The sequence below is a fragment of the Paenibacillus sp. FSL R7-269 genome (assembly GCF_000517865.1).
In the GTDB taxonomy this organism is placed as follows: Bacteria; Bacillota; Bacilli; order Paenibacillales; family Paenibacillaceae; genus Paenibacillus_AQ.
Map to the genome: position 1 here is coordinate 80,860 of NZ_ASPS01000002.1, position 24,704 is coordinate 105,563.

23 protein-coding genes and 1 other RNA gene are annotated in these 24,704 nt (G+C 53.5%); 4 read left to right on the plus strand and 20 right to left on the minus strand.

The features are described 5' to 3' along the window. Positions 1-25 precede the first annotated feature (25 nt). Positions 26-1,357, minus strand: a complete 1,332-nt coding sequence (locus tag C162_RS00725) for a PhoH family protein (RefSeq protein ID WP_036690238.1) — start codon at positions 1,355-1,357, stop codon at positions 26-28. Between the two features lie 106 nt (positions 1,358-1,463). On the opposite strand from C162_RS00725, the gene C162_RS00730 reads away from it, so the two are divergent. Beyond that, positions 1,464-2,039 (plus strand): YhcN/YlaJ family sporulation lipoprotein, encoded by a 576-nt coding sequence (locus C162_RS00730; protein WP_036690240.1) that lies wholly within the window; start codon positions 1,464-1,466, stop codon positions 2,037-2,039. A gap of 34 nt (positions 2,040-2,073) precedes the next feature. On the opposite strand, the gene C162_RS00735 is transcribed toward C162_RS00730, so the two are convergent. From C162_RS00735 to C162_RS00760, 6 genes are all read right to left on the minus strand, one after another. Then, a complete protein-coding gene (locus C162_RS00735; protein ID WP_036690242.1) occupies positions 2,074-2,526 on the minus strand; it encodes a pyridoxamine 5'-phosphate oxidase family protein in 453 nt (150 codons plus the stop codon). Positions 2,527-2,626: 100 nt separating this feature from the next. Then, positions 2,627-3,730 (minus strand): LCP family protein, encoded by a 1,104-nt coding sequence (locus C162_RS00740; protein ID WP_036690244.1) that lies wholly within the window; start codon positions 3,728-3,730, stop codon positions 2,627-2,629. Between the two features lie 87 nt (positions 3,731-3,817). Further along, complete coding sequence (locus C162_RS00745) at positions 3,818-4,114, minus strand: YlaH-like family protein (RefSeq protein WP_036690246.1); 297 nt, start codon at positions 4,112-4,114, stop codon at positions 3,818-3,820. A 155-nt stretch (positions 4,115-4,269) separates the two neighbouring features. After that, positions 4,270-6,114, minus strand: coding sequence for a translational GTPase TypA (gene typA, locus C162_RS00750; RefSeq protein WP_036690248.1), 1,845 nt, complete (start codon positions 6,112-6,114; stop codon positions 4,270-4,272). A gap of 253 nt (positions 6,115-6,367) precedes the next feature. Next, positions 6,368-6,880, minus strand: a complete 513-nt coding sequence (locus C162_RS00755; protein WP_036690250.1) for a hypothetical protein — start codon at positions 6,878-6,880, stop codon at positions 6,368-6,370. 212 nt (positions 6,881-7,092) lie between these two features. After that, entirely contained in the window at positions 7,093-7,752 is a 660-nt protein-coding gene (locus tag C162_RS00760) for a TerC family protein (protein WP_036690252.1), read from the minus strand. A gap of 183 nt (positions 7,753-7,935) precedes the next feature. On the opposite strand from C162_RS00760, the gene C162_RS00765 reads away from it, so the two are divergent. Then, positions 7,936-8,625, plus strand: coding sequence for a TerC family protein (locus tag C162_RS00765; RefSeq protein WP_036690254.1), 690 nt, complete (start codon positions 7,936-7,938; stop codon positions 8,623-8,625). Here the strand turns inward: C162_RS00765 and thiI are convergent. The 6 genes from thiI to C162_RS00795 all read right to left on the minus strand — a co-directional run bounded on the left by thiI (position 8,607) and on the right by C162_RS00795 (position 13,334). Further along, positions 8,607-9,848 (minus strand): tRNA uracil 4-sulfurtransferase ThiI, encoded by a 1,242-nt coding sequence (gene thiI / locus C162_RS00770; protein ID WP_036690349.1) that lies wholly within the window; start codon positions 9,846-9,848, stop codon positions 8,607-8,609. The two genes, C162_RS00765 and thiI, sit on opposite strands and share 19 nt — an antisense overlap. 57 nt (positions 9,849-9,905) lie before the next feature. Next, positions 9,906-11,057, minus strand: coding sequence for a cysteine desulfurase family protein (locus C162_RS00775; protein WP_036690256.1), 1,152 nt, complete (start codon positions 11,055-11,057; stop codon positions 9,906-9,908). Between the two features lie 114 nt (positions 11,058-11,171). Then, positions 11,172-11,882, minus strand: a complete 711-nt coding sequence (locus tag C162_RS00780) for a lytic transglycosylase domain-containing protein (RefSeq protein WP_036690258.1) — start codon at positions 11,880-11,882, stop codon at positions 11,172-11,174. A gap of 155 nt (positions 11,883-12,037) precedes the next feature. After that, positions 12,038-12,448, minus strand: a complete 411-nt coding sequence (locus C162_RS00785; RefSeq protein ID WP_051493115.1) for a hypothetical protein — start codon at positions 12,446-12,448, stop codon at positions 12,038-12,040. Positions 12,449-12,461: 13 nt separating this feature from the next. Next, on the minus strand, positions 12,462-12,683 hold the full coding sequence (locus C162_RS00790; protein ID WP_036690260.1) for a DUF1540 domain-containing protein: 222 nt from the start codon (positions 12,681-12,683) through the stop codon (positions 12,462-12,464). A gap of 153 nt (positions 12,684-12,836) precedes the next feature. Beyond that, entirely contained in the window at positions 12,837-13,334 is a 498-nt protein-coding gene (locus tag C162_RS00795; RefSeq protein WP_036690261.1) for a YpuI family protein, read from the minus strand. 288 nt (positions 13,335-13,622) lie between these two features. Between C162_RS00795 and C162_RS00800 the strand changes: the two genes are divergently transcribed. After that, positions 13,623-15,494, plus strand: a complete 1,872-nt coding sequence (locus C162_RS00800; RefSeq protein ID WP_036690263.1) for a S8 family peptidase — start codon at positions 13,623-13,625, stop codon at positions 15,492-15,494. A gap of 4 nt (positions 15,495-15,498) precedes the next feature. On the opposite strand, the gene pdxR is transcribed toward C162_RS00800, so the two are convergent. Further along, positions 15,499-16,938: a MocR-like pyridoxine biosynthesis transcription factor PdxR gene (gene pdxR, locus C162_RS00805; RefSeq protein WP_036690265.1), complete on the minus strand. Its 1,440-nt coding sequence runs from the start codon at positions 16,936-16,938 to the stop codon at positions 15,499-15,501. Between the two features lie 96 nt (positions 16,939-17,034). On the opposite strand from pdxR, the gene C162_RS00810 reads away from it, so the two are divergent. Next, a complete protein-coding gene (locus C162_RS00810; RefSeq protein ID WP_036690354.1) occupies positions 17,035-18,249 on the plus strand; it encodes an aminotransferase-like domain-containing protein in 1,215 nt (404 codons plus the stop codon). 108 nt (positions 18,250-18,357) lie between these two features. Here the strand turns inward: C162_RS00810 and rnpB are convergent. From rnpB to dnaG, 6 genes are all read right to left on the minus strand, one after another. Next, positions 18,358-18,775, minus strand: an RNA gene (rnpB, locus tag C162_RS33960) — RNase P RNA component class A. A 63-nt stretch (positions 18,776-18,838) separates the two neighbouring features. Beyond that, positions 18,839-19,954: a Nif3-like dinuclear metal center hexameric protein gene (locus tag C162_RS00815; RefSeq protein WP_036690267.1), complete on the minus strand. Its 1,116-nt coding sequence runs from the start codon at positions 19,952-19,954 to the stop codon at positions 18,839-18,841. Next, positions 19,930-20,709, minus strand: a complete 780-nt coding sequence (locus C162_RS00820) for a tRNA (adenine(22)-N(1))-methyltransferase (protein ID WP_036690269.1) — start codon at positions 20,707-20,709, stop codon at positions 19,930-19,932. The genes C162_RS00815 and C162_RS00820 overlap by 25 nt, the downstream gene beginning before the upstream one ends. Beyond that, positions 20,706-21,530: a hypothetical protein gene (locus C162_RS00825; RefSeq protein ID WP_036690271.1), complete on the minus strand. Its 825-nt coding sequence runs from the start codon at positions 21,528-21,530 to the stop codon at positions 20,706-20,708. Before C162_RS00825 ends, C162_RS00820 begins: the two co-directional genes overlap by 4 nt. A gap of 139 nt (positions 21,531-21,669) precedes the next feature. After that, a complete protein-coding gene (gene rpoD / locus C162_RS00830) occupies positions 21,670-22,803 on the minus strand; it encodes an RNA polymerase sigma factor RpoD (protein ID WP_036690273.1) in 1,134 nt (377 codons plus the stop codon). 40 nt (positions 22,804-22,843) lie between these two features. Beyond that, positions 22,844-24,679 (minus strand): DNA primase, encoded by a 1,836-nt coding sequence (gene dnaG / locus C162_RS00835; RefSeq protein ID WP_372238047.1) that lies wholly within the window; start codon positions 24,677-24,679, stop codon positions 22,844-22,846. Positions 24,680-24,704 lie beyond the last annotated feature (25 nt).

The following is a 24,704-nucleotide window of genomic DNA, read 5'->3' on the forward strand; positions in this document are numbered from 1 at the left end:
CTGGAATAAGGTTTGTTGTTGGAGGTTAGAGCAGATCGGCGGCCAGCTGAGCCAGATGCGAACGCTCGCCCTTTTCCAGTGTAATATGTCCGCTAATGCCCTGCTGCTTAAACTTCTCAACGATATAGCTGAGGCCGTTGCTCGCAGCATCCAGATAAGGGTGGTCAATCTGCTCGGGGTCCCCCATCAGGATCACCTTACTGCCCTCGCCGGCCCGGGAGACAATCGTCTTCACTTCGTGGCGGGACAGGTTCTGCGCCTCATCAATGATAATGAACTGCGACGGAATGGAGCGGCCGCGGATATAGGTCAGCGCCTCTACCTGGATACTTCCCAGCCCCATCAATATTTTATCGATATCCCCTGCCTTCTTGGTGTCGAACAGGAATTCGAGGTTATCATAAATCGGCTGCATCCATGGACGGAGCTTCTCATCCTTCTCTCCTGGCAGATAGCCGATATCCTTACCCATCGGTACCACCGGGCGGGCAATCAGCAGCTTCTTGTATTTGTGTTCATCCTCTACCTTGAACAACCCGGCGGCTAACGCCAGCAGCGTCTTGCCTGTACCCGCCTTGCCCGTGATGGTCACCAGCGGAATATCATCATTCAGCAGAAGCTCAAGTGCCATCCGCTGCTGTGCATTCCGGGCGCTGATGCCCCATACCGCATCGTTGCCCAGATAGAGCGGCTCCAGACGGGAGGCATCACTGTTGACCTTCAGAAGCGCAGATTTGCCGCTGCCGATCTCATCCTTCAGAATTACGAATTCATGCGGATACAGCGGATAGGACAGCGACAGCTGCTTCGTGGACAGGAACCGGTGACTGTAATATTCATCAATCAGTGAAGGATGGGCCATCAGCGACTGGCAGCCGGAATAGAGCTCATTCAGATCGCCGGTGCGGTCGGACAGATAATCCTCCGGAGTTATGCCAAGCACATCCGCTTTGATGCGGACGAGAACATCTTTACTTACAAGTACCACAGGACTCGGGTCAGCCTTCTCGTTCTCCTCATGGAGATAATTGAGCGCTACAGCCAATATCCGGTTGTCATTGGAGATTTCGCCGAACATCTCCTGTACCTTGACGAAGCTTCGGTGGTTAAGCTCCACCTTCAGCGTGCCTCCATGGTCCAGTACCACCCCGCTATGCAGGTGGCCCAGCTCCCGGAGCCCGTCTAACAGACGCGATACGGTGCGGGCGTTGCGGCCGATTTCATCGGCATTACGCTTCTTGGAGTCGATTTCTTCCAGGACTACAGCAGGAATGACCACCTCATTCGCCTTGAAAGCAAAAATCGAATTGGGGTCGTGCAACAGCACGTTAGTGTCCAGTACGAATATCTTTTTCATGTTATCCCCTCCACAGCGCCTGGTTTGATTGATCATACATAACTCTTTTCAGCAAGGGCAAGATAAGGTAAATTACTAGTTCTCAGGCTGAAAGGAGTACTCACATATGAGAAAATCAATGTGTCTGTTGCTGGTACTGCTGCTGCTGACAAGCTGCGGTATCGCTAATAAAGAGACATCACCCTCTCCTCAGGATAAACAGTCGGCTGAAGCGGTGCACAGCCAGGGGAACCGCGGAGTGCGGACATTGTCGGAAGATGGTACAGCCGTACAGGAGGCCACCCCGGATTCGAAACAACCTTCAGAAGGCAAGCACGACAGCGATGTGGCACTCAAGGATCATTTTGAACAATTAGCGCGAAGAGTCCCAGGTGTGGAAGGCGTCCACTGTGTCGTCATGAACAACCTTGCCGTGGTCGGCATTGATGTGGACGGCGCCCTTACCCGTTCGCGGGTCGGAAGTGTGAAATATTCAGTAGCTGAAGCGATCCGCAAGGACCCGAGGGGCGTAAGAGTCCTGGTGACTGCCGACATGGACCTCAGCAGCAGGCTGGCCGAGATGGGCAAGCATATCTCCAAGGGCAACCCGGTCTCGGGCTTCGCCTCCGAGATGGCCGATATTATCGGCCGGATCATTCCGCAGCTGCCGGAGGATATTGAGCCGCAAGGCAATACCCGATAGGAGCTAATTTCAAAAAAAGCCTAGTGATAGCACACTAGGCTTTTTGCATGGCGGCAAACACTTGTCCGTCCAGCTTCTCAGCCGCACGTGCATCGTATACCTTCGCATATTTCGGAGCAGATTCCAGGTGCGCACCATAGAACAGCGCATTGCGGACCGCTTCAATCTCAATATCAAAACAGCACATCTTAAACGGAACATCCGGCAACGGGTCCAGCCGAACCGCAGCATGACCATTAATGGCATGCACCGTCCCTTCGCCAAACACGGTAATCGTTACCCTGGGATTAACCTTCATGTTGTTCACCAGTCTGGAGCGGTGGTCCACAGCCAGCCGGACAATGGAAGGGCTCACAGCATAGATCCAGGAGATCGCAGTCGACGTAGGTCCTCCGGATTCTGCATCCACAGTATTAAGAAGAACAAACGTCTCCGATTGCAGCATAGCTAGCAGAGTTTCATTGAGCTGAGCAACGGCTTCAGACATAGTTACAGGCCCCCTATGCGGCAAGAATACTTTCAATTTATTATATTATAGCACAGGACGAAACTTGCATTCAATTTACAGATTGTACCCTGCCCGCTGCTCAAGGCTGGCCTGAGACCACTGCAGCGGACACTCCGGATATCCGGTCCTGGAGGCTTTTCTTAGCTGCGTCCAGCTCCTTATCGTTAATATATACATAGGGGCTGCGCCAGGTTCCGGTTACCGGTACATATTCGACATTCTCCTTGGGTATATCCCAGTACGTTGCGATCAGGCTCTTAATCTGCGCATTCTCGATATCGCTCTCCAGATTATTATCCACCGCATCCAGCACCCGGCCGATTTTGAGGACGCCGCCCAGCGACTGCATCTGAGAGATCAATGAAGTCAGTACCTCGTTCTGGCGCTTATTGCGTTCAAAATCATCCGATGGCTTCGTCGCCGGCTTGCAGTTGGACTTGCGGTAACGCACATAATCCAGCGCTTTATCACCATTTAGCTTGGCTTCGCCTTTTTTGAGATTAATGTTGGTGCCGTCCACACTGTCCGTGTAACACATATTGGCGCTGATATTAACGTCCACGCCGCCGAACTCATCTACAATATCCCGGAAGCCCTGGAAATCCAGCACGGTAGCGTAATCGACCTTAATGTCCAGATATTTGCCCATCATCTTCTTCATCTCATCCTCAGCCAGAGTCCCGGAGGTCTTCTCCTTACTCTTGAAGCGAGAGTAAAAGGCATTAATCTTCGTCTTCTTGTATCCGCCAAGCTCGACATATGTATCGCGGGGTAATGAGACCACTGTAGCCGATTTGGTCTCCGGGTTCAAGGCCGCGACCATGATCACATCCGTCAGGTTGGACGGGTGCTTCGGACGGTTGTCCGTACCGAGCAGCAGCATCGTCAGCGGCTTCTCCGAGGCGGATTGCCCTGCGGCAACCGGCTGGTCCACTCCGAATCCTCCGTGATCCACCTTCCAGTACAAATACCCTGCGTAGCCTAATGCAGCTATAACAGCAATCAGGAGAATGGTGAGCAGCACTCTCATCAGCCGGGCGAAGAATCCGCGCTTTTTCGGCTTCCGCGCTTTTTTCTTTGCGGTTGTAGTTGAAGCAGCAGACCTAGGCTGCTGCCTGTTAGTATTGGCGCTTCCTTGCTGGCCGTTCCTTCTGGGTGGCAAATTACCCTTGCTTGTATTCATAATCCATTTAGTTCCTTTTCATTCAACTGGAATTGAAGTAGATAACTTCGTAATAACTTAGACGAACCCTATCATCAAAAGTTGCGCCTACTGCCGTTTTGCAGCCGCTGCAGCCTTCCGCTTCTGCCGGGCCTCCACCAGGTAGCGGACCCGCACAAGCAGCATCAGCCCGACCGCTACCAGCAGGCACTGGATGATCGGCAGCTTGTCATGCTGGAAGATAAGAAGCATGCCTGAGCCTGCCGCCATCATCACATACAGCACGATCTCTTTGCCGACCGGCAGCTTCTGATTGACGCGGAATACTCGGTTGTACACATAAGTCAGTAAGATAAAAATGACAATATAAGCGATAACTGGGTGCTCAGCGAACCAGCTTTGCATAACCCGTCACTCCTCCCGGATCATAAGTTACGCTTACATTATATCACCCGCCGCCGTTTTGTACTGCTATTAATCCCTGCAATTTGAAAGATCCGTTACCGGAAAAATAATAAAAGCCGCCGGATTGTTCATCCGGCGGCTTCATTGTCATCCGCTTACGCTTGGCTGGCTTGCGCCGCCTTACGCTGCTTCTCTACACGCTCGCGTTCGCCCTTATTCAGGATCTTTTTGCGCAGACGTACAGATTTAGGAGTGATTTCACAATATTCATCATCATTCAAATATTCAAGTGCACCTTCCAAAGAGAAACTACGTGGTGTCTTCATTTTTACAGTATCATCTTTGCCTGAGGTACGCATGTTGGTAAGTGCTTTTTCTTTACAAATGTTAACGATAATATCGTTATCACGTGTATGCTCGCCTACAATCATACCTTCATAAATTTCTGTACCTGCATCCAGGAAGAGAATACCACGATCCTCAACACCCACGATTCCGTATTGGGTTGTTGTTCCACTTTCGCTTGCAACAAGCACACCCTGATGACGTCCGCCAACTTGGCCGCCAACCAGTGGAGCATAGCTATCGAAGGCATGGTTCATTACACCGTAGCCGCGTGTCAGCGTCAGGAAGTGTGTGTTGTAGCCGATCAGGCCGCGTGCCGGAATCAGGAATTCCAGACGGACTTGGCCGGTGCCGTGGTTGATCATGTTGACCATCTCGGCTTTACGGCTGCCCAGACTTTCCATAACGGAACCCATGCTATCTTCTGGAATGTCAATCATGAGGCGCTCAAGCGGCTCAGATCTAACACCATCGATGTCTTTAATGATTACTTGTGGTTTGGACACTTGCATTTCATAACCTTCACGACGCATATTCTCGATCAGAATACCAAGGTGAAGCTCACCGCGTCCAGAAACGATAAACGCATCAGGACTGTCTGTTTCATCTACACGCAAGCTCACATCCGTTTCCAGTTCTTTGAACAGACGCTCACGAAGCTTACGGGAAGTAACCCACTTGCCTTCTTTACCTGCGAACGGGCTGTTGTTCACGAGGAACGTCATCTGCATGGTAGGCTCGTCAATCTTCAAAACAGGCAGTGCTTCAGGATGCTGCGAATCAGCAATCGTCTCACCGATGTTGATGTCCTTGATACCGGCAATAGCCACGATGTCGCCTGCGCCGGCCTCTTCTGTCTCCACGCGCTTCAGACCCTGGAAGCCAAACAGCTTCTCGATACGGGCAGTCTTGCTCTTGCCGTCACGCATGATGACTGTAACGGACTGGCCTTGCTTGATTACACCGCGGTTGACGCGGCCAATAGCGATACGGCCCAGGTATTCGTTGTAGTCCATCAGAGTTACCAGGAACTGCAGCGGCTCTTCAACCTTCTCAGTTGGAGCAGGGATATGCTCAACGATTGTTTCATAAAGTGAAAGCATTGTCTCATCCTGCTTCTCAGGAACCATGCTCGATGTGCCGTTAAGCGCAGATGCGTAAACTACAGGGAATTCAAGCTGGTCGTCACTGGCTTCAAGCTCAATGAACAAGTCCAGCACTTCGTCAATAACTTCCTTCGGACGCGCAGCCGGACGGTCAATCTTGTTCACGACTACAATTGGGGTCAGGTGCTGTTCCAGCGCCTTGCGCAGTACGAACTTGGTCTGCGGCATGCAGCCTTCATAAGCGTCAACAACGAGCAGTACACCGTCAACCATCTTCATGATCCGTTCTACTTCGCCGCCGAAGTCAGCGTGTCCAGGTGTATCTACGATGTTAATCAGGAACTCTTTATAAGTGATTGCTGTATTTTTAGCTAGGATTGTAATTCCACGTTCCCGTTCGATATCGTTAGAGTCCATGGCGCGTTCTTGAACGTGCTCGTGCGCGCTGAAAATCCCGGACTGCTGGAGAAGCTGATCGACGAGTGTTGTTTTACCATGGTCAACGTGGGCAATGATCGCAATATTACGGATATCTTTTCTTGAATGCATGATTTGTATCCAAATCCTCTCATTTATCAAATTAAAACTGTTTAAATTCTTAGCATGTCACGGCAGTCTCACAAAAGAAGCGCCAGGCAGAAAGCCGACGCTCCAACATTCCTTAATTTTATAGTGAAAGTACTATGAAAAGCAAGTCTTTTTCTGAAAAAAACGTTGCCAAGTCCGCTTAATTTTTCTAATTTTGCCTCATGTCCGGCTCAGCGGTCTTGAATTAACCTATCAGGGCGTGTTGCCGGTCTGTTTACCAGCCACCGTTCCACTTCTTGCGGCTTCCCGGTCTGCCTCTCCCCAGCATCAGCCACAGTCCCGCAGCTACCAGCACAGCGCCGAGCAGATAGAGCGCCCCGGTGCCGAGCAGGGTGAAGATAACCAGCACAAGGCTAAGCAGCCCCAGAATTACCGCGGCGGTGGTCAAGCCTCTTGTTCTGACTGAAGCATACAGGGAATATTCGTACAGTCCCACCGCGATCCCCAGCAGAAGAACAGGCCATAAGTGTCTCATGAGGTCCCAGCCCCAGGTATTGCATAAGCCGAAGAGCAAGCCGTACACCGATAGTATGCCCGCTGGAATGAGTACAGATGCAGAAGCCCGGCGGGTGAAAAAGAGCACATGCAGGAACAGGCCCGGAACCAGAATGATGAGCGGCCATAAGGCCCGTCCCAGAAAACCGAACACCCCCAGCTTGCCCAGCAGAATCACGAGGCCGGCCGCGGCGATGAACACACCCAGTTTCATGTCATTTTTGGAAGACATCTTTCACCTATCCCTTCAAAATTTCGTGTCTTTTCACCAGTCCTTGCCCCTTCAGCAGACAAATCCGGCGACAGGTTTCCCTTTATTTTAGCTGATAAACGCATAAAACACCATCATTCTTCACACATCGCGGCAGAGCATTCTCTAGAAAAACGAAATAAGGCTGCACCAAAGCCTTCCAGCTTTTGGTACAGCCTTATTATTACCGGTTATCAGCCTGCGGATACTTTCCTGTGCTTCAGCATGCCCGTAACAACCACGATAATGCCCAGCAGTATCGGCAGCATAGCATGAAGCGACGGCAACAGGAACGAAATCACCGGGCCGAATTTGGCATCCTGCAGCAGCATGTTCCCGGCGGTATACGCCAGAATATAGGCACCGATGAAGATCAGCACCGGGAAGCGGTGCAGCCAGCCCACGATAATGCCGCTCCCCCAGACGACAATCGGAATGCTGATCGCAATCCCGATTACGATGAGTGCCAGATCCCCTTTGGCAAGCCCGGCAATCGCCAGTACATTATCCAGACTCATGATGAAGTCCGCCAGCAGGATGGTGCGTACCGACTTCCAGACGCTGGGGCTTCCCTCAATTCTCAGCTCTTCCTCGTCCTCGAGCAGCAGCTTGAAGGAAATCCATAGCAGCAGCATAGCCCCTCCAGCCTCAATATAGGGAATCTTGAGCAGCAGCACTGCGGCGAAGGTCAGGATACAACGCAGCGCGACCGCTCCGGCGGCCCCCCACCAGACAGCCAGCTTCCTGTGCTTCTCCGGCAGATTTTTGCTGGCCATCGCAATGACCATGGCGTTGTCTCCGCTGAGCACCAGATTAATCATTAGAATTTCACCAAGCAGCAATAATGAATCCATCCACCTCAGCCTCCCTGAACTCCATGTATCTACATGTATGCCGGGGGGCGACAAGCTATGCTTCTTGTCCCGCTATTTCAGAAACTGTGCATGTACGGCCTGATTGCAGCGTATATCTATAGTCTCCGGCCTGACTGGCTGCAAGAGGACTGCAAGCTATCAAACCTATAGGAGTGACCCGGGATGAATACATCCGCTGCGGATTTCATATTATCTCTGCTAAATATTGTGTTCCTCGATCTTATTCTGGCGGGCGACAATGCCATCGTCATCGGCCTCGCCGCGCGGAACCTGCAAGGAAAGCGGCAGAAGCAGGCGATTCTGCTTGGCACAGGCGGTGCAGTGATCCTGAGAATCATCGCGACGATTCTTGTGGTGTGGCTGCTAAAGATTCCATGGCTGCTGGCGATCGGCGGGCTGCTGCTGATCCTTATAGCCTATAAGCTGCTGTCCGGCGGCAGTGCAGAGACGGATATTCAGGCCGGTGGAACTCTGTGGGCAGCTGTTCGGACGATTGTGATAGCAGACGCAGCCATGGGACTGGACAACGTCATTGCTGTTGCCGGTGCAGCGAATCATAATATTACGTTAGTGGTGCTGGGACTGCTGATCAGTGTGCCTATTGTGGTCTGGGGAAGTACCCTGTTTATCCGGTTAATCAACAGATATCCATGGATTATCTATCTCGGGTCAGGCGTACTCGGCTTCACAGCCTCCACTATGATTTCCGGCGAGAAGGTTATTGCCCCTTACTTCAAGGCACATCCGCTGCTGCACATTCTGTTCATCGCCGCAGTAATTGCCGGTATCCTGGCTGCGGGACACTGGAAGCGCCGCCGGACGGACCCCGCTCTTCAGAACCACTCTTCCTGAAGGCCTGCCTGTGCCGGTACTAAGTCTTCCGGCTTCTCGTTGCCATAAGGTGTAATGAGTACGGTTTCGGTTCCGGCAACCGCCGTATCAAGTAAGGCCTGATAGCCTGGCAGCGTCGCTTCAATCTTGTCTACAATCCGCATATTCGGATTCGTTGTCGGCGATTTGGGCACGAACAGTGTACAGCAATCTTCATATGGCAGAATGGACAAGTCATACGTACCTATGGTCTTCGAGAGCTCCACGATCTCACTCTTGTCCATCATCACCAGCGGACGCAGCAGCGGCAGAGCCGTTGCACGCCCGATCACATTCATACTGGGCAGAGTCTGGCTGGCCACCTGGCCCAGACTGTCGCCGGTAATCAGCGCAAGCGCCCCCTCCTTCTCCGCAAGGGCGGTAGCAATCCGCAGCATAGCCCGGCGCATCAGCGTAATAATCAGATTATCCTGCCCGATCCCGGTAAAAGAGGTCTGCACCTCCGTAAACGGAACCAGATGCAGCTTAATTACACCGGCATAACGCGACAAGATACGCGTCAAATCTACAACCTTCTGGCGGGCAAGCTCACTCGTATAAGGATAGCTGTAAAAGTGGATGCACTCCACCTCCAGCCCCCTGCGCATGGATGACCAGCCAGCCACCGGACTGTCGATCCCGCCGGAGAGCAGCAGCATAGCTTTGCCGTTCGTTCCCAGAGGGAAGCCGCCGACTCCGGCAATATTCTCGCAGAAAATAAGAGTATGACCTTCTCGAATCTCAATCTTCAGCTCCAAATCGGGAGACTTCACATCTACAAGCAGCCCCGGATAGCCCTGCAGCAGCGGTGTAGCTATAAGCTTATTCATCTCTATAGAGCCGTAAGGGAAGCCCTTCCACACCCGGCGCGCGCTAAGCTTGAAGCTGGTTCCCGCTGCCGGAGCAATAAGGTGGAGGAAGGTCCGGCTGGCCGCAAGAATATCCTCAAATTCCGGCCGGGAGACCTTCACCGGGCTAATCGAGGCGATCCCGAATACTTTTACGAGCGCCTCCGTTAATTCTCCTGCGGGTTCACCGTTCAATTCGACGTAGATCCGCCCGAATTCCCGGGTCAGCTTCACATTCGGATACGGCTTCACCATCTCCTTCACATGCCGCAGTACGGTCTTCTCGAACCGGCTGCGGTTCTTTCCTTTCAGGATGAACTCTCCGAAGCGCAGCAGGAGCATATCGGCATAGTCCATGCTGCTTGCGTATCCTGCATTCTGTGCTCCGCTACCTGTCTCTCTTGTTGTCATTGGTTATTTCATGCCTCCTTCTGCAATCTTCAAGGATTGGACGGCTGCCAGCAGCGCCTGTTCCAGCCGGCTCACGTCCTGCTGCGTATGACTGTCCCCCAGGCTGATCCGTATGCCGCCAAGCGCAGCAGCGGTATCCCTGCCCATCGACAGCAGAATCCGGCTCGGCTCGGCCAGACGCGAGGAACAGGCGGAGCGTGTGGCGACCGCCATCCCAAGCTCCTCCAGCCTGCGGGCCAAGACTTCCCCCTTCATGCCGGGGTAAGAGAAGTGGACAATATGCGGCGCCCCGTCCCTACTACTGTTCAGTACAAGCTCCGGTATCCCTGCTATATATTTCTCCAGCTGCGCCTTGAGCGGACGAATCCGGGCGCTGAATGCCTCCCGCTGTTCCCCGCTCATCCGCATGGCCTTGGCTGAAGCTACAATATTCGGCACATTCTCTGTCCCGGCGCGCTTACCTTGTTCCTGGGAACCGCCAGTCAACAAGGGAAACAACGTCACCCCTTCTCTCACATAGAGAAGTCCCGTCCCGCGCGGCCCGCGTAATTTATGTGCAGACAGGCTGTACAGATCTGCCTGCCAGGCCTTAAGTTCAACCTCAAGCTTCCCGTAGCCCTGCACGCCGTCAACATGGAATAACGTCCGGCGGTTCACCGCCTTGACTTGTTGTCCGATCTCGCGCAGCGGCTGAACCGTGCCGATCTCATTATTCACATGCATCACGCTGACGAGCACCGTATCCGGCCGGACCGCAGCGGCAATCCGCGAAGGTTCGACCACTCCCTGAGGATTAGGAGCTACGAAGGTAACCTCCCAACCCAGCTTCTGTAGCTGAAGACAGCTCTCGTAGACGGAAGGATGCTCCAGCTCCGTGGTCACAATATGCCGCCCCCTGCTCTGATACTGCAGTGCAGCCCCTTTGACCGCCAGATTGTTGCTCTCGGTAGCACCCGAGGTGAATATAATTTCCTGCGGCAGCACATCAAGCGCAGCTGCACACACCTCGCGCGCCCGCTTAATCAGCTTGTCCGCCTCTTCTCCCGCCCGGTGCAGGGAAGAGGGGTTGGCGAAGTGCTTCCTCATCACCTGCTCCAGTGTCTGCACTACCTCCTCATAGGGAGGGGCAGCAGCGGCGTAATCCCAATACAGCATATATCGGCCTTCTCCTTTGTTGAGTAGAATTCATAACTGCTTATATGTTGCAAAAAGGATCAAACGGCCCGACCCGCAAAAGAAGCAGGGTGCAGATTCCGTTTGATCCTTATATTATACCGCGAATTGCGCGCGGGCGCGTTCTATTTTGGCAATGTAAGCCTGAGTCTCCTTCGGAAGCTCAGAGAGGTTCGCCATAAGCTCAGCATCGCTGCTGACTCCAAGCTTGTTCACCCGGCCCGGCCCGGCATTATAGGCGGCCAGCGCCATCTTCTCCTGTCCGTCATACCGCTTAAGCTGGTACGAGAGGTATCGGACGCCGCCGTCAATGCTCTGGGCAGGATCGAAGGGATCGGAGACACCCAGGCCGCTCGCTGTTCCGTCCATTAACTGCATCAGTCCTTTGGCACCGGCAGAAGATACAACATTCGGATTGAAGGAGGATTCCGTATCAATAACCGCCTTGATCAGATCAACCGGAACGCCATATTTCGCGCTGGCAGTCTGAATCAGCTGTTCATAATCCGTCGGCACGGTCTGCGTTATTTCCCCGGAAATGCCGCTATTGGACGCTGCTGCTTCCCCAAGCTGCTGCCACAGCAGATTATCCATCGAAGAGGTACCTGCAAGAGCAACGTATGTGCTTTTATTGCTGTTGTCAGTGGTTTGAGACGTCCCCGCCGCCTGCTGAAGCATCGCGGTGAACGCTGCCGCCGAGGAACCGGTCACTCCGGGGTTCGCTTTGGTATCCTCACGCTTCATGCTTGAGCTTCTTAAGTCTACCCATTTCAACTGACCGCTTGGTCCAGCGGCATTGATTGACATGCATCCATTCCCTCTTTCACACGAAGTCTTATATTTGAACTTTACTATTTATTATCAGCAATTACTATATGCCTAAGCGAAAAAACAGACCTCAGACCTGCATAGTTAGGTCTGATAGCCTGTTTTGGAAATCGGATGTGTGGATTCAGCCGGCTCTAACGGGCAAAAGGAATTAAGACAAAATAGCTTAAAGTGGATACAATCCCCAGACCCATTGACCAGGCCCCGGCTGATTTTTGTCCTCTGGCATACGCATAATACCCCAGAACCGCGGCAATTGGCCCCAATATAATGGACCAGATGAATAAGGAGACAACACCGAAGCCCAGGCCTATATAGCCGATTCTCTTGTCTTCTCCCTCGCTCACGCCACCCGTCGTCCGCTGAGCTTCGCCGCTCCGTTCCATCGTGCTCTGAAGCTGCGATGGGAGCGGGCTGAGCTCAGCTGCATACTCCTCATTGTGGCTTCTGTCCCGGCGGGGGTAATCGACTCTGCTGCGCGGGCGCAAAATTACCTTTCTGCGGGCGGAACGGTCCACTTTGGGTTCATCATTCGGATTATCCATAAGGGCCTCCTTCTCAGGCGTTCGGCTTGAACGTCAGACAACAGGTTGCGGACGAGGTTCCGGCATGATCATGATGATTACCCGCCGTCATCTCCTCTGCGTATTCCTCCATGTAACGGCTGCCTGCATGCTGATCGATCTCAATGACAATTTCCTCGGCACGGCACAGGTTCTGTTCTCCCCAAAAATGACAGTTGCTCACACTACATTTCACAAGCGGTTTGGCGTTTGTCATAATGATCACCTCGCCATGTATTATGCCCGCCAGGGAAATTGGCTATGCGGCTGAAGGCTGCTCACCAGAAATAACAAAAAGACCGCCCCAAGCAGCCATGTCGGCAGTTGGGACAGCCTTTTACAGAAAAAAGATTATAGACCTGACAATCAATTACAGCTGATTCTGCATCCGCTTCTCCGTCAAATAATCATTCTCATAATAAGTCAGATCATCACGCAGTTCCTCATAGACCTTGGTGATCTCCATAATGATATCGCGTGCCGGACGCACTGGCTTCTTGCGGAAACGGATCGCATCTTGCCCGGTATAGGCGTAACGTCCATCCTCCGAATAACTCTCATTCTTAGGATAGAAGAAGTTATTAACTCCAAGATGATATACATTATATAGCGCTTTTTGCGCAAAAGGTTCATCGAAGGTAGCGCGGCGCAGTGCAAGCCCAAGCTTCTCATAAGACATTTCCGAGAACACCAGCAGATGGCGGAGATCGGACAAGAACCCCCGATAAAAATGCAGCGTTTCTTCATCCTCTTCGGTAACAAGCTGCGGCAGTGCATGCTCATTCAGGAACAGTTCCATTTTTTCGATAACGGATTTAAGCTTCTCTCTCGTCGATTCACACAATTTCTGCACATTGGCTGCTGACATGGCGGTTGCTCCCCCTTATTGTTCCTTGCATTAGTAGTTGTTAATGACACTTAGACATTGCAGTTGTACTCTCTTGATAGTATCACAAAATCTCCTAAGCCTCCACCGTACTGATAGCGGAGAAGAATCCTGCTTCTGGAAAGAGCAGTACACGCCCCGGAAGGCGCTTTCTTTTTGATATTAACATAAAACCAAGGACGGCGGTAGCCTTTTCGTAAGATGCATAAAACCGGCTTCTGCTCCGAACTCTAACAGGTATATGAAACCACGAGGAATGGAGCGGAAATCATGTCACGTAAAAATTTAACCGTCGCCGGTATAGTTACTGCCGCGCTGACCGTACTGCTGCTCACCTTCGCCCTGCGGCCGGAAGGCGGCGGCGGTACCCTTCAGCAAGCATCTGTGCCTAATCCCTCTCAGGAAAAAGTGATTAAGAAAACCACCCTTGTGCAGGATGTAACGGCCACTGACAAGCTGAACCGCGTCGATGTAAACAGACATCTGAGCACCCTGCTGGCCGATATGCATCACGCTTCGCCTGAAGCTATCTCAGCATATGCGCAGAGCCTTCAACAGGGGCACGGGCATATTACCATGCTGATGCTGGTTGATTTCAACACCCGTAAGACAACTACCTTCAAATCTTCTCTGCCCGAAGGAACCGATCAGGAGAATAAACAGCTGCTTCATTATCTGAACACCGCCAAATCTGCGATCAAAGGCCACCAGTCCTATGAATCCCCCTCGTTCATCATCGGCGACAAAAAGTATTATTTCGTAGCCCAGCGTAACCGGGAGGGTCAAATGGCTGTCATCGCCCTGATTAACCAGAAGATTCTGGACCGCGTTGCACTGCATCAGCTCAAGAATCTGCGGCTCATTCCGTACCCGAAGGAAGGCAAGTACCGGATAGAATCTGTCCACGCCGATACCTTGAAGGACATCACAGTCAAGACCGGACATGACAATGAGAACGCCAGCCATTACTACGAGAATGAGATTGTCGTCCGCTTCCCGAACGGACATCCCACTGCGGCACAGCTTCAGACCATCGCCGCCGATATCCGCTGCAAGGAGCCGCGCAAGCTGGGGTATGCTTATATTTTCCGGTCGGACAAGATGAGTTACTCCCAGCTCAAGACCTACTTCGCCAATAAGTGGCATCCGCTGTACGCAGAGCCTCACTATATGTACTTAACCAATGATGCGGTCAGCGAAAATCCGGGAGCGAATGTAATTACGCCCAATGACCTGCTCTTCTCCACTTACCAGTGGAATCTGCCGGCGATTGAAACCCCGCAGGGCTGGAATCTGTCCAAGGGCAGCAAGGAGATCGTAATCGCCGTTGTGGATACCGGTGTTCAAGCGAACCACCCGGATCTGAAGGGGCAGCTGCTCAAGGGCTACAATGCGATTACGAGCGGCAGCACGCCGGACGACGATGTTGGACATGGCACCCATGTGGCCGGCATCATTGGAGCGTTAACCAATAATGAAGAAGGGGTCGCCGGCATCAGCTGGTATAACAAGATCCTTCCGGTAAAAGCGCTGGATAATTCCGGGGCAGGCACCACCTATTCGGTGGCCGAAGGCATTATCTGGGCGGCAGATCAGGGGGCTAAGGTGATTAATCTCAGCCTGGGCAACTATGCCGACTCGCAGTTTCTGCATGATGCAATTAAGTATGCCTATGACCGGGATGTGGTGATTGTCTCCGCTTCCGGCAATGACAATACGGAGCGGCCGGGATATCCCGCAGCCTACGAAGAGGTGATTGCAGTCGCCGCAACGAATGCGGCGGGAGAGCGTGCTTCCTTCTCCAATTACGGGGACTACATCGATGTGGCTGCACCCGGGGAGAGCATTGCCAGCACCTATCCCGATAATCAGTATGCTGCGTTATCCGGCACCTCGATGGCCAGTCCCCATGTAGCGGCGCTGGCCGGACTGGTGCGCTCCTTGAACCCTGCGCTGACGAACAAGGAAGTGACCGCGCTCTTGACCTCTAATGCCATCGATCTGGGCACCGCTGGCCATGATAAGTATTACGGCTGGGGCCAGGTGGATATCTACCGTACCCTGCAGGCCGCAGGAGGAGGCCAGGTTCCGCTCCAGCTGTTCCCGCAGCAGGTCGGCAAACAGCTGGATTCTATACAATAAGCTGCTAAGAGTGCAGATGCCGTTCCAACAGCAGCAGGAACTTGCGGAGTCCGCGCTCCATCCCCTCCTGCGTCAGCTGCGAATAGCTTAAGCGGATATGCCTGGAGGGTATATCCCCGGCATAGCAGACATCGCCCGGCAGGAAGGAGATCCCTTCCTGCTCGGCGAGAGTGTGGAGCTCCTCAATTGCAGGGGATTCCGGCAGCTGCAGCCACAGATTCAGCCCTCCCCCCGGCAGTTGCCAGGTTACCCCGGCCGGAGCATACTGCTTCAGCAGCCTCGCTGCCGCCTCCTGGCGGACACGCAGCGCTGACCGCAGCTTCGCTGCGTACTCGTCATACTGGCGCTCGATGAAGGGCAGTACAGCCCGCTGGGTCAGCAGCGGACTGCCCAGATCACTGGCCGACTTGGCGGCGATCAGCCGGGAGAGGATATTGCCCTGAGCGGCGACACAGGCGATCCGGCAGCCGGGGGCGAGAACTTTGCTGAAGCTCTTCATGTAGACTACATGTCCGGCGGTATCCAGCGATTTAATGGACGCCGGGGGCGGCTGATGGAAGTACAGGTCACTGAACGGATCATCCTCCACAATGAGACAGCGGTAGCTGCGGGCAAGCTCCAGCAGGCGCTGTCTTCTTGGCATGCTCATGGTGACCCCGCTCGGATTCTGGAAGGTCGGATTGGTATAGATGAGCTTAGGCGGCCTCCGGTCACACATTGCGGTAAGCCGGTCCACCCGCATTCCGTCCCCGTCCATCGGAACGAAGATCATCTCAGCCCCCCGCCCTGCAAAAACATCTATCGCCCCAGTATAGCTGGGTGCCTCCAGATACACCGTATCCCCCGGACCGACAAAGGTCCGGGCGACCAGATCGATCCCCTGCTGTGCGCCGCTTGTGATCATCAAATCACTGGCGCCCAGCTGGATTCCCCGGCTCTGCAGGTGCCTGCGCATCACCTCGCGCAGCTCCGGGTCTCCTTGAAAATTACCGTAGGTGGCCATCAGCTCAGGCTGCTCCTTCACAAGTGTTGCCATGGTCGTGCCAATAGGTCCCAGTGGGAGCAAACTGCTGTGGATGGAGGCCAGATGAAAGGGATAGTCCACCTCTGAATAATCGAAATTACGCCATAGCTGGGCCCTTGGCAGATAGTCATCATAGCCGTCCTGCCACCCCGACCCCGCCTCTGCCACTTGCCTGCTTCGGTCCCGTTCTGCTACATAACAGCCCTTGCCCTGGCTGCACAGAATATGTCCGCGCAGCTCCAGGTCAGCATAAGCCTTGCTTACCGTTACCTGGCTTACATTCAAGGAGGAAGACAGACCTCTAACGGACGGCAGCTGTGTGCCCGGCTGGAGCAGACCCGAGGTGATCCGCTGTGCGATCGTCTCACTAATCTGCCGGGGCAGCGATTTGTCTCCGCTGCGGAGTAAATCAATATGCATGGTCTGCCGCCTCCTAACTGTTATATTTACCGCTTTACTGTTATACCGCTATACCGTTATGATACTACAAAATTCAGAATAGCAGGGAGCATGAATATGAAGATCAACTATGCGGATATGACGAACCACCTGGGGTCCTCCGCAGTCCGCGATATCCTTAAGATCACACAGGGTAAGGACATCATCTCGCTTGCCGGCGGGCTGCCTGCCGAAGAGCTGTTTCCGGCAGAAGCGATCCGGGAGGCTTACAGCCGCGTTCTGAGCGGCGACAGCTCTGCGCTGCAATATGGACTGACAGAAGGCTATCTTCCGCTGCGTGAACAGATTGCCGCCAGACTGGGGCAACAGGGCATCCCTGTCTCCACCGAGGAAATGATCCTCACTACCGGCTCCCAGCAGGCCATAGATTTGCTATGCAGAATTCTGCTTGATCCGGGAGACACCGTACTTGTAGAGGCACCGACCTATCTGGCCGCCTTGCAGGTACTGGGCTCGTACCGTGCAGACATCCATGTTGTAAAGAGCGATGAGGACGGGCTGCTGCCAGAGCATCTCGAAGATCAGCTTCGAGTGCACCGCCCTAAGCTGTTATACGCCGTTCCCACCTTCAACAATCCTTCAGGCGCAACCTGGAGCAGGGCACGCCGTGAGCAAGTGGTGGAGCTATGCCGGAAATACGGCGTGCTGATACTGGAGGATAATCCTTACGGAGAGATTAGGTTCGATGAATCCCCAGAAGCCTACCCTAAGGCCCTCGCAGCCATCGACAGGAATCAGGGCGGGGATACCTGCGTGGTCTATACAGGTACTTTCTCCAAGATCGTAGCTCCGGGACTGCGGACAGGCTGGATCGTTGGCCCCGCCGGGCTGGTCACAATGATCGCCAGAGCCAAGCAAGCCGCCGATTTGCACTCCAGCACCATCGATCAGCGCGCCCTGCATGAGCTGCTGCTGTCCTTCGACCTTGAAGCCCATATCCGGCTGGTCTCCCGGGAATACAAGTCACGGATGAAGCTGCTCTCGGCAGAGCTGGCTTCGCAAAGCTGGCAGGACACATCCTTCCTGGAGCCGCGCGGCGGCATGTTCCTGTGGCTGAGCCTGCCGGCCCGGATTCATACCGCCGAGCTGCTGCCGCTGGCCGTGGAGCAAGGGGTTGCCTTCGTTCCGGGCGAAGTTTTCTATTCGGAGCAGCCCATGAAGAACACGATGCGCCTGAATTTCACCCATACCCGGCCGGAACTGCTACCGCTCGCGGTGCAGCGTTTGACCACCGCGCTGTCCCGGTATGAGGAGCGTGTGTTGTCTCTATAATTCAGTTCAACTCTACGTTTTCATACAAAAAGGCGGCCCCCCTCAGGAGGCCGCCGTCTTATTATGCAGAAATTGTGATTACTGTAATGTCTTATTAAAGTTGTCAGTTAGGAAAGTTTGCCGTAAGCCGGGTTCTGTGCTCGTTGTGGTTCAGACGGGAACTACCCTCCCACCATAAGCGACAATCATCTATCTAGGCCATACATTACTGCACAGCTCCAGCGACCAACCTAGACACGCCTCAGGCGAAGGCTGCGGCTTCCGGTTAGGGAAGCGGCTGCGTCTCATTAGGTCTTGCTCCAGATGGGGTTTACCAGGAACGAAGTCACCAGCGTTCCTCGGGGTCTCTTACACCTCGGTTCCATCCTTGCCTGTGCCGCCCGAAAGCGGCCATCGGCGGTCCATTTCTGTGGCACTATCCTTCAGCTCGCGCCGACTGGACGTTATCCAGCACCCTGCCTTGTGGAGCCCGGACTTTCCTCCCGCATGCGCTCTCACGCATACCGGCGATTGTCTGTCAAACTTTCCGAAACAACATTGTATATTATACAGATATGCCGCCTAGTGCACAAGTGCAAATAATGACGGCCTACAGGAATATAAAAGGCTCGGTATCCGGCTGCGAGGCATGCACTGCCGTGCCGTACTTGTGCTCCGTCAGCTTGCCGGCGAGATACTCCGCTACCTTCACCTTCATGATCTTCTCCGCATTATGGCCCGGATCGATCAAGGCGATTCCTGCGAGGTGCGCATCCTGTGCCGTATGGTAATCGATATCGCCGGTCACCAGCACATCCGCTCCCCTGAAGATAGCGCTGCTGTAATACTTGGCACCGGACCCGCCCATGACTGCCGCCTTGCGGATCTTGCGGTCCAGATCTCCAACCACCCGCACGCTCTCCACATCCAGCCCGCGTTTGACTGTCTCGATGAATTCGCCAAGCGTCACCTGCTCCTTCAGCTTCCCCACTCTTCCAAGTCCAAGGCTGCGTCCCTTGAGGTCCATGGAATACAGGTCATAAGCCACCTCTTCATACGGGTGAGCCTTCAACATGGCCTGTACCACCTTGTTACGGATCGTATGGGGCACAATTGTCTCGATGCGGACTTCTTCAGCCCGCTCCAGCTTGCCTGGCGTGCCAATGTACGGGTCCGTGCCCTCCTGTGGAATGAAGGTGCCGTAGCCTTCGATATTGAAGCTGCAATGGCTGTAATTGCCGATCCAGCCTGCTCCGGCGTTAAGGATGGCATCCAGCACCTTCTGGTGATGATCCTTCGGCACGAATACAACCAGCTTGGACAGCTGCTCGGTATGAATATCCTTGATCGGTGCACCATTCTCAATACCAAGCGCATCAGCCATCCAGTCGTTCATTCCACCTTCGGCCACATCCAGATTCGTATGGCTGATGTACACGGCAATGTCGTTTTTGATCAGCTTCTCATATAAGCGGCCTGCCGGGGTATCCGTCAGAATCCCTTTGATCGGCCGGAAAATCACCGCATGATGGGCAATAATCAGATTACAGCCCTTGGTAATCGCCTCATCCACAATGCTCTCATTGACATCCAGTGCCACCAGCACCCCGGTGATTTCCTTCTGGAGACTGCCGACCTGAAGACCGACATTATCCCATTCCTCAGCCAGATGCTTTGGGGCAAGCTGCTCCATATATCCAATTACGGTCTGTCCTTTGGCAAACATTCCAGCACCTCCGCAATCCGTTTAATCTGAAGCTTGATTCTGCTGCTCTTCTCCTCAGCCGCCCCCAGCTCCGAACGTGCGAGTGAGGCCAGGATGCTCTCCAGCTTGGAGATTTCACCCTGCCATTTAGCAGCGAACACTTCACTTGGCGCTTGCAGCAGCAACGGTCCCATCTCGAGCAGCAGCGCCTGATCAAGAGCCATCTTCCCTCCGGCAAGCAGACGTTCGCTGTACAGCTCTTCATTCGTCCCCGCCGTTTCAGCACCCTCAGGGACAGCGGTCAGGATTTCATAGATTTTGCCGTCTTCCTCCAAAATATGCTCCGAGACCAGCACCCAGCCGCTCCGCAGCAGCCAGCGGCGCAGAATATCCTCGCCTACATTGGGCTGTAACGCGAGCGTCTTCACCCCTGCCAGCTTGCCAACCTTCTGCCCGCGTTCCAGAATGGCCGCGATCAGCGAGCCGCCCATTCCGGCAATGGTAATACAGTCCGCTTCCCCCGGCTCCAGCACCTCCAGCCCGTCTCCGCGCCGTACAGCGATCTTTGCACCGAGTCCTGCTTCCGCAACACCACGAAGCGCCGCTTCATAGGGTCCCGGATTTACTTCTCCGGCAATAGCCGAAGGCACACGGCCGCTCTTCACAGCGGCAACTGGCAGCAGAGCATGATCTGAGCCGATATCGGCAAGTCTGCTGCCCGCAGGGACCTGCTCCAGCAGCAGCTGAAGCCGGTCTGATAATTTTACGTTGTTCATGAGGCCACCCACGTTATCCATTTTTTTCTGAAGAGGAACAGCAGCGCAAGGCCCACTGCAATCTTCAGTATTATTATAAGCGAGGTCCATTCCGGGAATCCTCCTCTGAGCCATAGCGCGTCCACCTCCGGCATCAGCCAGAGAGCCACACCAGCCCCAAGGTACACCCCTGAGACCCCGCTAACCTTGTGATACATCAACCAGCTCATCCAGATCATAAGCACACACAGCGGAAGCCAGAGCAGCTCCAGCTCCAGCAGAGAGGCGTCCGGCCGGACATGTCCGAAGAAGCCTGCATAGAGCAGAGCCCAGAAGGCATATCCGCAGAAATGAAGCAGTCCGATACGCAGAAAAAAACCAAGCACACACCACAGCAGCCCGCAGGCCGCAATCAGCAGCGGTGTCCAAAAATCAGCATTCAGCTTATGCAGCTCAATCAGCCATAATCCGAATCCCAACGTTAAAATGCTGCCGATCCCCGCCAGCATCAGACTGATTGTCTTGTTGCGGTTCAGGTAAATCGCTGAATATCCATAACAAATAATTAGGACGCTGAGCGCTGTAGCAAGTTGCAAAGGCCAGGGAAAAACGCTAAAATAAAGACTAATCAAGAAAATCAAGGAAATAATTCCAAAACCAAACAGCCAAATTTTGATGCTTCCCTGCTGGAGATTCCGTAACGATACCGGATTGCTGTCCTCCGTCTCTGCCTGATCATCATACAGGTTGGTCAGGAAGTCACAGTATTGCTCCGGCAGAAGCTTGCTTCTTCTCCAATATTGAATTTCTCTTAATATAGTATCACGTTTCTCCAGGTTCAACCGGCATCCCTCTTTCCAGAACTTGCCTTCACTTCATTACAAGCTCCCGCACATGTCGGGGCTACAGCATTGGTGAATCCCCTTGACAACATAATAGGACCTCCTGCCACCGTGCAGCAGAAGGTCCCGGTTGTAAGGTCTATTCGAGGAAATCCTTCAGCCGCTTACTGCGGCTAGGGTGACGCAGCTTACGAAGCGCTTTGGCTTCGATCTGGCGAATCCGCTCGCGGGTTACGCCGAACACCTTGCCCACTTCCTCAAGGGTTCTCGTCCGTCCGTCATCCAGTCCGAAGCGCAGGCGGAGCACATTCTCTTCACGCTCAGTCAGCGTGTCCAGCACATCCTCCAGCTGTTCCTTCAGCAGCTCATACGCCGCTGCATCGGCAGGCGCCAGCGCCTCCTGGTCCTCAATGAAATCTCCCAGATGCGAATCATCTTCCTCACCGATTGGTGTTTCCAGCGATACCGGTTCCTGGGCAATCTTCATGATCTCTCTAACCTTCTCAACGGTAAGCTCCATCTCCGCTGCAATCTCTTCCGGCGATGGCTCGCGTCCCAGCTCCTGCAAGAGTTGACGGGAGACCCGGATCAGCTTGTTGATGGTTTCGACCATATGCACCGGAATACGGATCGTACGGGCCTGGTCGGCAATCGCACGCGTAATCGCCTGACGAATCCACCAGGTCGCATAGGTACTGAACTTGAAGCCTTTGTTATGGTCAAACTTCTCAACCGCTTTGATCAGACCCATGTTACCTTCCTGAATCAGATCCAGGAACAGCATGCCGCGTCCGACATAACGCTTGGCGATACTGACCACGAGCCGCAGGTTCGCTTCTGCCAGTCTCCGCTTCGCTTCCTCATCACCATTCTTGATTCGCATCGCCAGTTCTACTTCATCGTCAGCCGATAACAGCGGCACGCGGCCGATTTCCTTCAAGTACATCCGGACGGGGTCGTTAATCTTGATACCCGGAGGCAGCGACAGATCATCGTCAAAGCTGAAGTCGTCACCTTCTTTGTCCTCATTGTCTTCGCTTGGACGAAGGCTGTTCACCTCTTCATCGTTCTCATTGACAACCTCGATCCCCAGATCGCTCAGCTGCTCGTAGAATTCCTCCATCTGCTCGGGGTCCTGATCGAATGGCGACAATTTCTCCATGATATCTTTGTAATTAAGTGATGATCTTTTCTTCCCGTGATCAATAAGCTGATCCTTAACCTGATCCAGAGTAAATTCCGCTTCCAGTTCAGTGTGCTGATCGTTCGCCATAATTCGACTCCCTCCTCCCTAGGTACATCCTGTCAACAGCTCATTGTCTCTCTAGGGCTAAAATTTCACTTGCTATTTGTGCTGCACGCAAAAAGTCACCGGATTTCTCCGCCTGAATCATCTCTTCACGCTTGGGTTCAATTTTGCGCTGCAGAGGATACTTCCGCACTTCACGAATACAATCGTCCAGAACCTGCGTATTCCAGTCCGGAGGGGTATCCATCATGGAGATGGCCGTTGCGGTCTTCTCCAGACGGTCGTCCTGAAGCGATGATAGAAACCGGCTGATGCCGGGTGGTTTGCCTTGCGCATAATAAGCATATAGATAAGCGGCGATTGCCGCATGATCATCAATATTGAACTCTTCCCCGAGCCGTTCACCCACATAGGCTGCTGCTTCCGGGTCTTGAATCATTAAGGATAACAGGCGCCGTTCCGCAACATGGTAAGCAGGCAGCAACGTAGGTGTCTGCACTTGCCCTTTTTTATGCCTACCATTATTCCACCTATTGTCGTTATTATCCCCTTCGGGGTTGTTTTTTTGCATGGAGGCACGAAGTAAATTGCAATCCTGCTTCAGACTGTCATAGGACAGCTCAAGCTCGGAGGCGATTTCCCGCAAGTATACCTCCCGCTCCGTTGAAGAAGGGAGCCCGGCGATAATCTCCAGAGCCTCCTTGACATAGGCAATTTTGCCGTCTTCCTCTAGGAGTATATGGTTTTTTTTCAGATATATAAGCTTAAATTTGATGGAAGACACAGCAGAGTCAATCACCTGTTCCCTGAATCTGTCCCCGCCATGCCGGGAGATGAATTCATCCGGGTCGAGGCCGCTTGGAAGCAGTGCTACCTTGACCCGCAGTCCGCTGGCTTCCAGGATAGGAATGGCCTTAAGGGCGGCAGCTTGTCCAGCCTTATCTCCATCATAGGCAAGCACGATCTCATCTCCAAGGCTCTTCATCAGGGCCACATGACCCTCAGTGAGCGAGGTTCCCATCGTGGCTACCCCGTTCTGTACACCTGCCTCCCACGCCGAAATGACATCACCGTATCCCTCGAACAGGACGATTTGCCGCGTTTTGCGGATGGATGCTTTGGACTGGTGCAGATTGTACAGAATACGGCTTTTGTTGAATAACCGGCTCTCGGGAGAGTTCAAATACTTCGGCTGCCCCTCCCCGAGAATGCGTCCGGCGAAGGCGATCGTCTTACCCATGCGGTTCGCAATCGGAAAAATAACCCGGCCGCGGAAGCGGTCCAGATATCCTTTGCCTTCCCCTCTGGCAGACAATAGTCCGCCCTTCTCCATCTCGGCGAGATCGAAGCTGCGCTTCTCCAGAAACTGCAGCAGCGTATCCCAGCGGTCCGGCGCGTAGCCGATCTGGAACTGGTCAATCATTTTGTCGCTGAACCCCCGGGTTCTTAAGTAATCCATGGCGGCAGTGCCGTATTCCGTGTTCTTCAGCAAAAAATGATAAAACTTCGCCGATAATTCATACGCCTGAATCAGCCGGTCCCGCTCAGGATCGGGGGCAGCCAGCGCCCCGCCTCTCCCCTCAGGAACAGGGATATCACTCTCTTCCGCCATGATTCTGACTGCTTCGGGGAAGGATAATCCTTCGATTTCCATCCTGAATTTGATGGCATTTCCGCCCATACCGCAGCCAAAACAATGAAAGACTCCCCGGTCAGGGGTTACAGTGAAGGAAGGGGACTTCTCCGAATGGAACGGGCAGAGGCCCCATAAATATTTACCCTGCTTGGACAAATGGACAACCTTGCTGACTGTATCGACAATATCATGCCGCGCCAGCACGTTCTCGATAACCTCTTCGGGAATAGGACCATGTCCGCTAGCCACATTAGCCACCTTCATCTCTTATACAGTTAAATATAATTCG

Bases quoted from the DNA above. Each gene is read 5' to 3' on its own strand.
- C162_RS00795 (WP_036690261.1), bottom strand. From the start codon at position 13,334: ATGTCAGCAGCCAATGTGCAGAAATTGTGTGAATCGACGAGAGAGAAG.
- dnaG (WP_372238047.1), bottom strand. From the start codon at position 24,679: ATGAAGGTGGCTAATGTGGCTAGCGGACATGGTCCTATTCCCGAAGAG.
- C162_RS00815 (WP_036690267.1), bottom strand. From the start codon at position 19,954: ATGTTTGCCAAAGGACAGACCGTAATTGGATATATGGAGCAGCTTGCC.
- C162_RS00755 (WP_036690250.1), bottom strand. From the start codon at position 6,880: ATGTCTTCCAAAAATGACATGAAACTGGGTGTGTTCATCGCCGCGGCC.
- C162_RS00745 (WP_036690246.1), bottom strand. From the start codon at position 4,114: ATGCAAAGCTGGTTCGCTGAGCACCCAGTTATCGCTTATATTGTCATT.
- C162_RS00730 (WP_036690240.1), top strand. From the start codon at position 1,464: ATGAGAAAATCAATGTGTCTGTTGCTGGTACTGCTGCTGCTGACAAGC.
- C162_RS00780 (WP_036690258.1), bottom strand. From the start codon at position 11,882: ATGTCAATCAATGCCGCTGGACCAAGCGGTCAGTTGAAATGGGTAGAC.
- typA (WP_036690248.1), bottom strand. From the start codon at position 6,114: ATGCATTCAAGAAAAGATATCCGTAATATTGCGATCATTGCCCACGTT.
- C162_RS00760 (WP_036690252.1), bottom strand. From the start codon at position 7,752: ATGGATTCATTATTGCTGCTTGGTGAAATTCTAATGATTAATCTGGTG.
- C162_RS00790 (WP_036690260.1), bottom strand. From the start codon at position 12,683: ATGACAAACGCCAAACCGCTTGTGAAATGTAGTGTGAGCAACTGTCAT.
- C162_RS00800 (WP_036690263.1), top strand. From the start codon at position 13,623: ATGTCACGTAAAAATTTAACCGTCGCCGGTATAGTTACTGCCGCGCTG.
- C162_RS00765 (WP_036690254.1), top strand. From the start codon at position 7,936: ATGAATACATCCGCTGCGGATTTCATATTATCTCTGCTAAATATTGTG.
- C162_RS00810 (WP_036690354.1), top strand. From the start codon at position 17,035: ATGAAGATCAACTATGCGGATATGACGAACCACCTGGGGTCCTCCGCA.
- rpoD (WP_036690273.1), bottom strand. From the start codon at position 22,803: ATGGCGAACGATCAGCACACTGAACTGGAAGCGGAATTTACTCTGGAT.
- C162_RS00775 (WP_036690256.1), bottom strand. From the start codon at position 11,057: ATGCTGTATTGGGATTACGCCGCTGCTGCCCCTCCCTATGAGGAGGTA.
- thiI (WP_036690349.1), bottom strand. From the start codon at position 9,848: ATGGACTATGCCGATATGCTCCTGCTGCGCTTCGGAGAGTTCATCCTG.
- C162_RS00740 (WP_036690244.1), bottom strand. From the start codon at position 3,730: ATGAATACAAGCAAGGGTAATTTGCCACCCAGAAGGAACGGCCAGCAA.
- C162_RS00785 (WP_051493115.1), bottom strand. From the start codon at position 12,448: ATGGATAATCCGAATGATGAACCCAAAGTGGACCGTTCCGCCCGCAGA.
- pdxR (WP_036690265.1), bottom strand. From the start codon at position 16,938: ATGCATATTGATTTACTCCGCAGCGGAGACAAATCGCTGCCCCGGCAG.
- C162_RS00725 (WP_036690238.1), bottom strand. From the start codon at position 1,357: ATGAAAAAGATATTCGTACTGGACACTAACGTGCTGTTGCACGACCCC.
- C162_RS00820 (WP_036690269.1), bottom strand. From the start codon at position 20,709: ATGAACAACGTAAAATTATCAGACCGGCTTCAGCTGCTGCTGGAGCAG.
- C162_RS00735 (WP_036690242.1), bottom strand. From the start codon at position 2,526: ATGTCTGAAGCCGTTGCTCAGCTCAATGAAACTCTGCTAGCTATGCTG.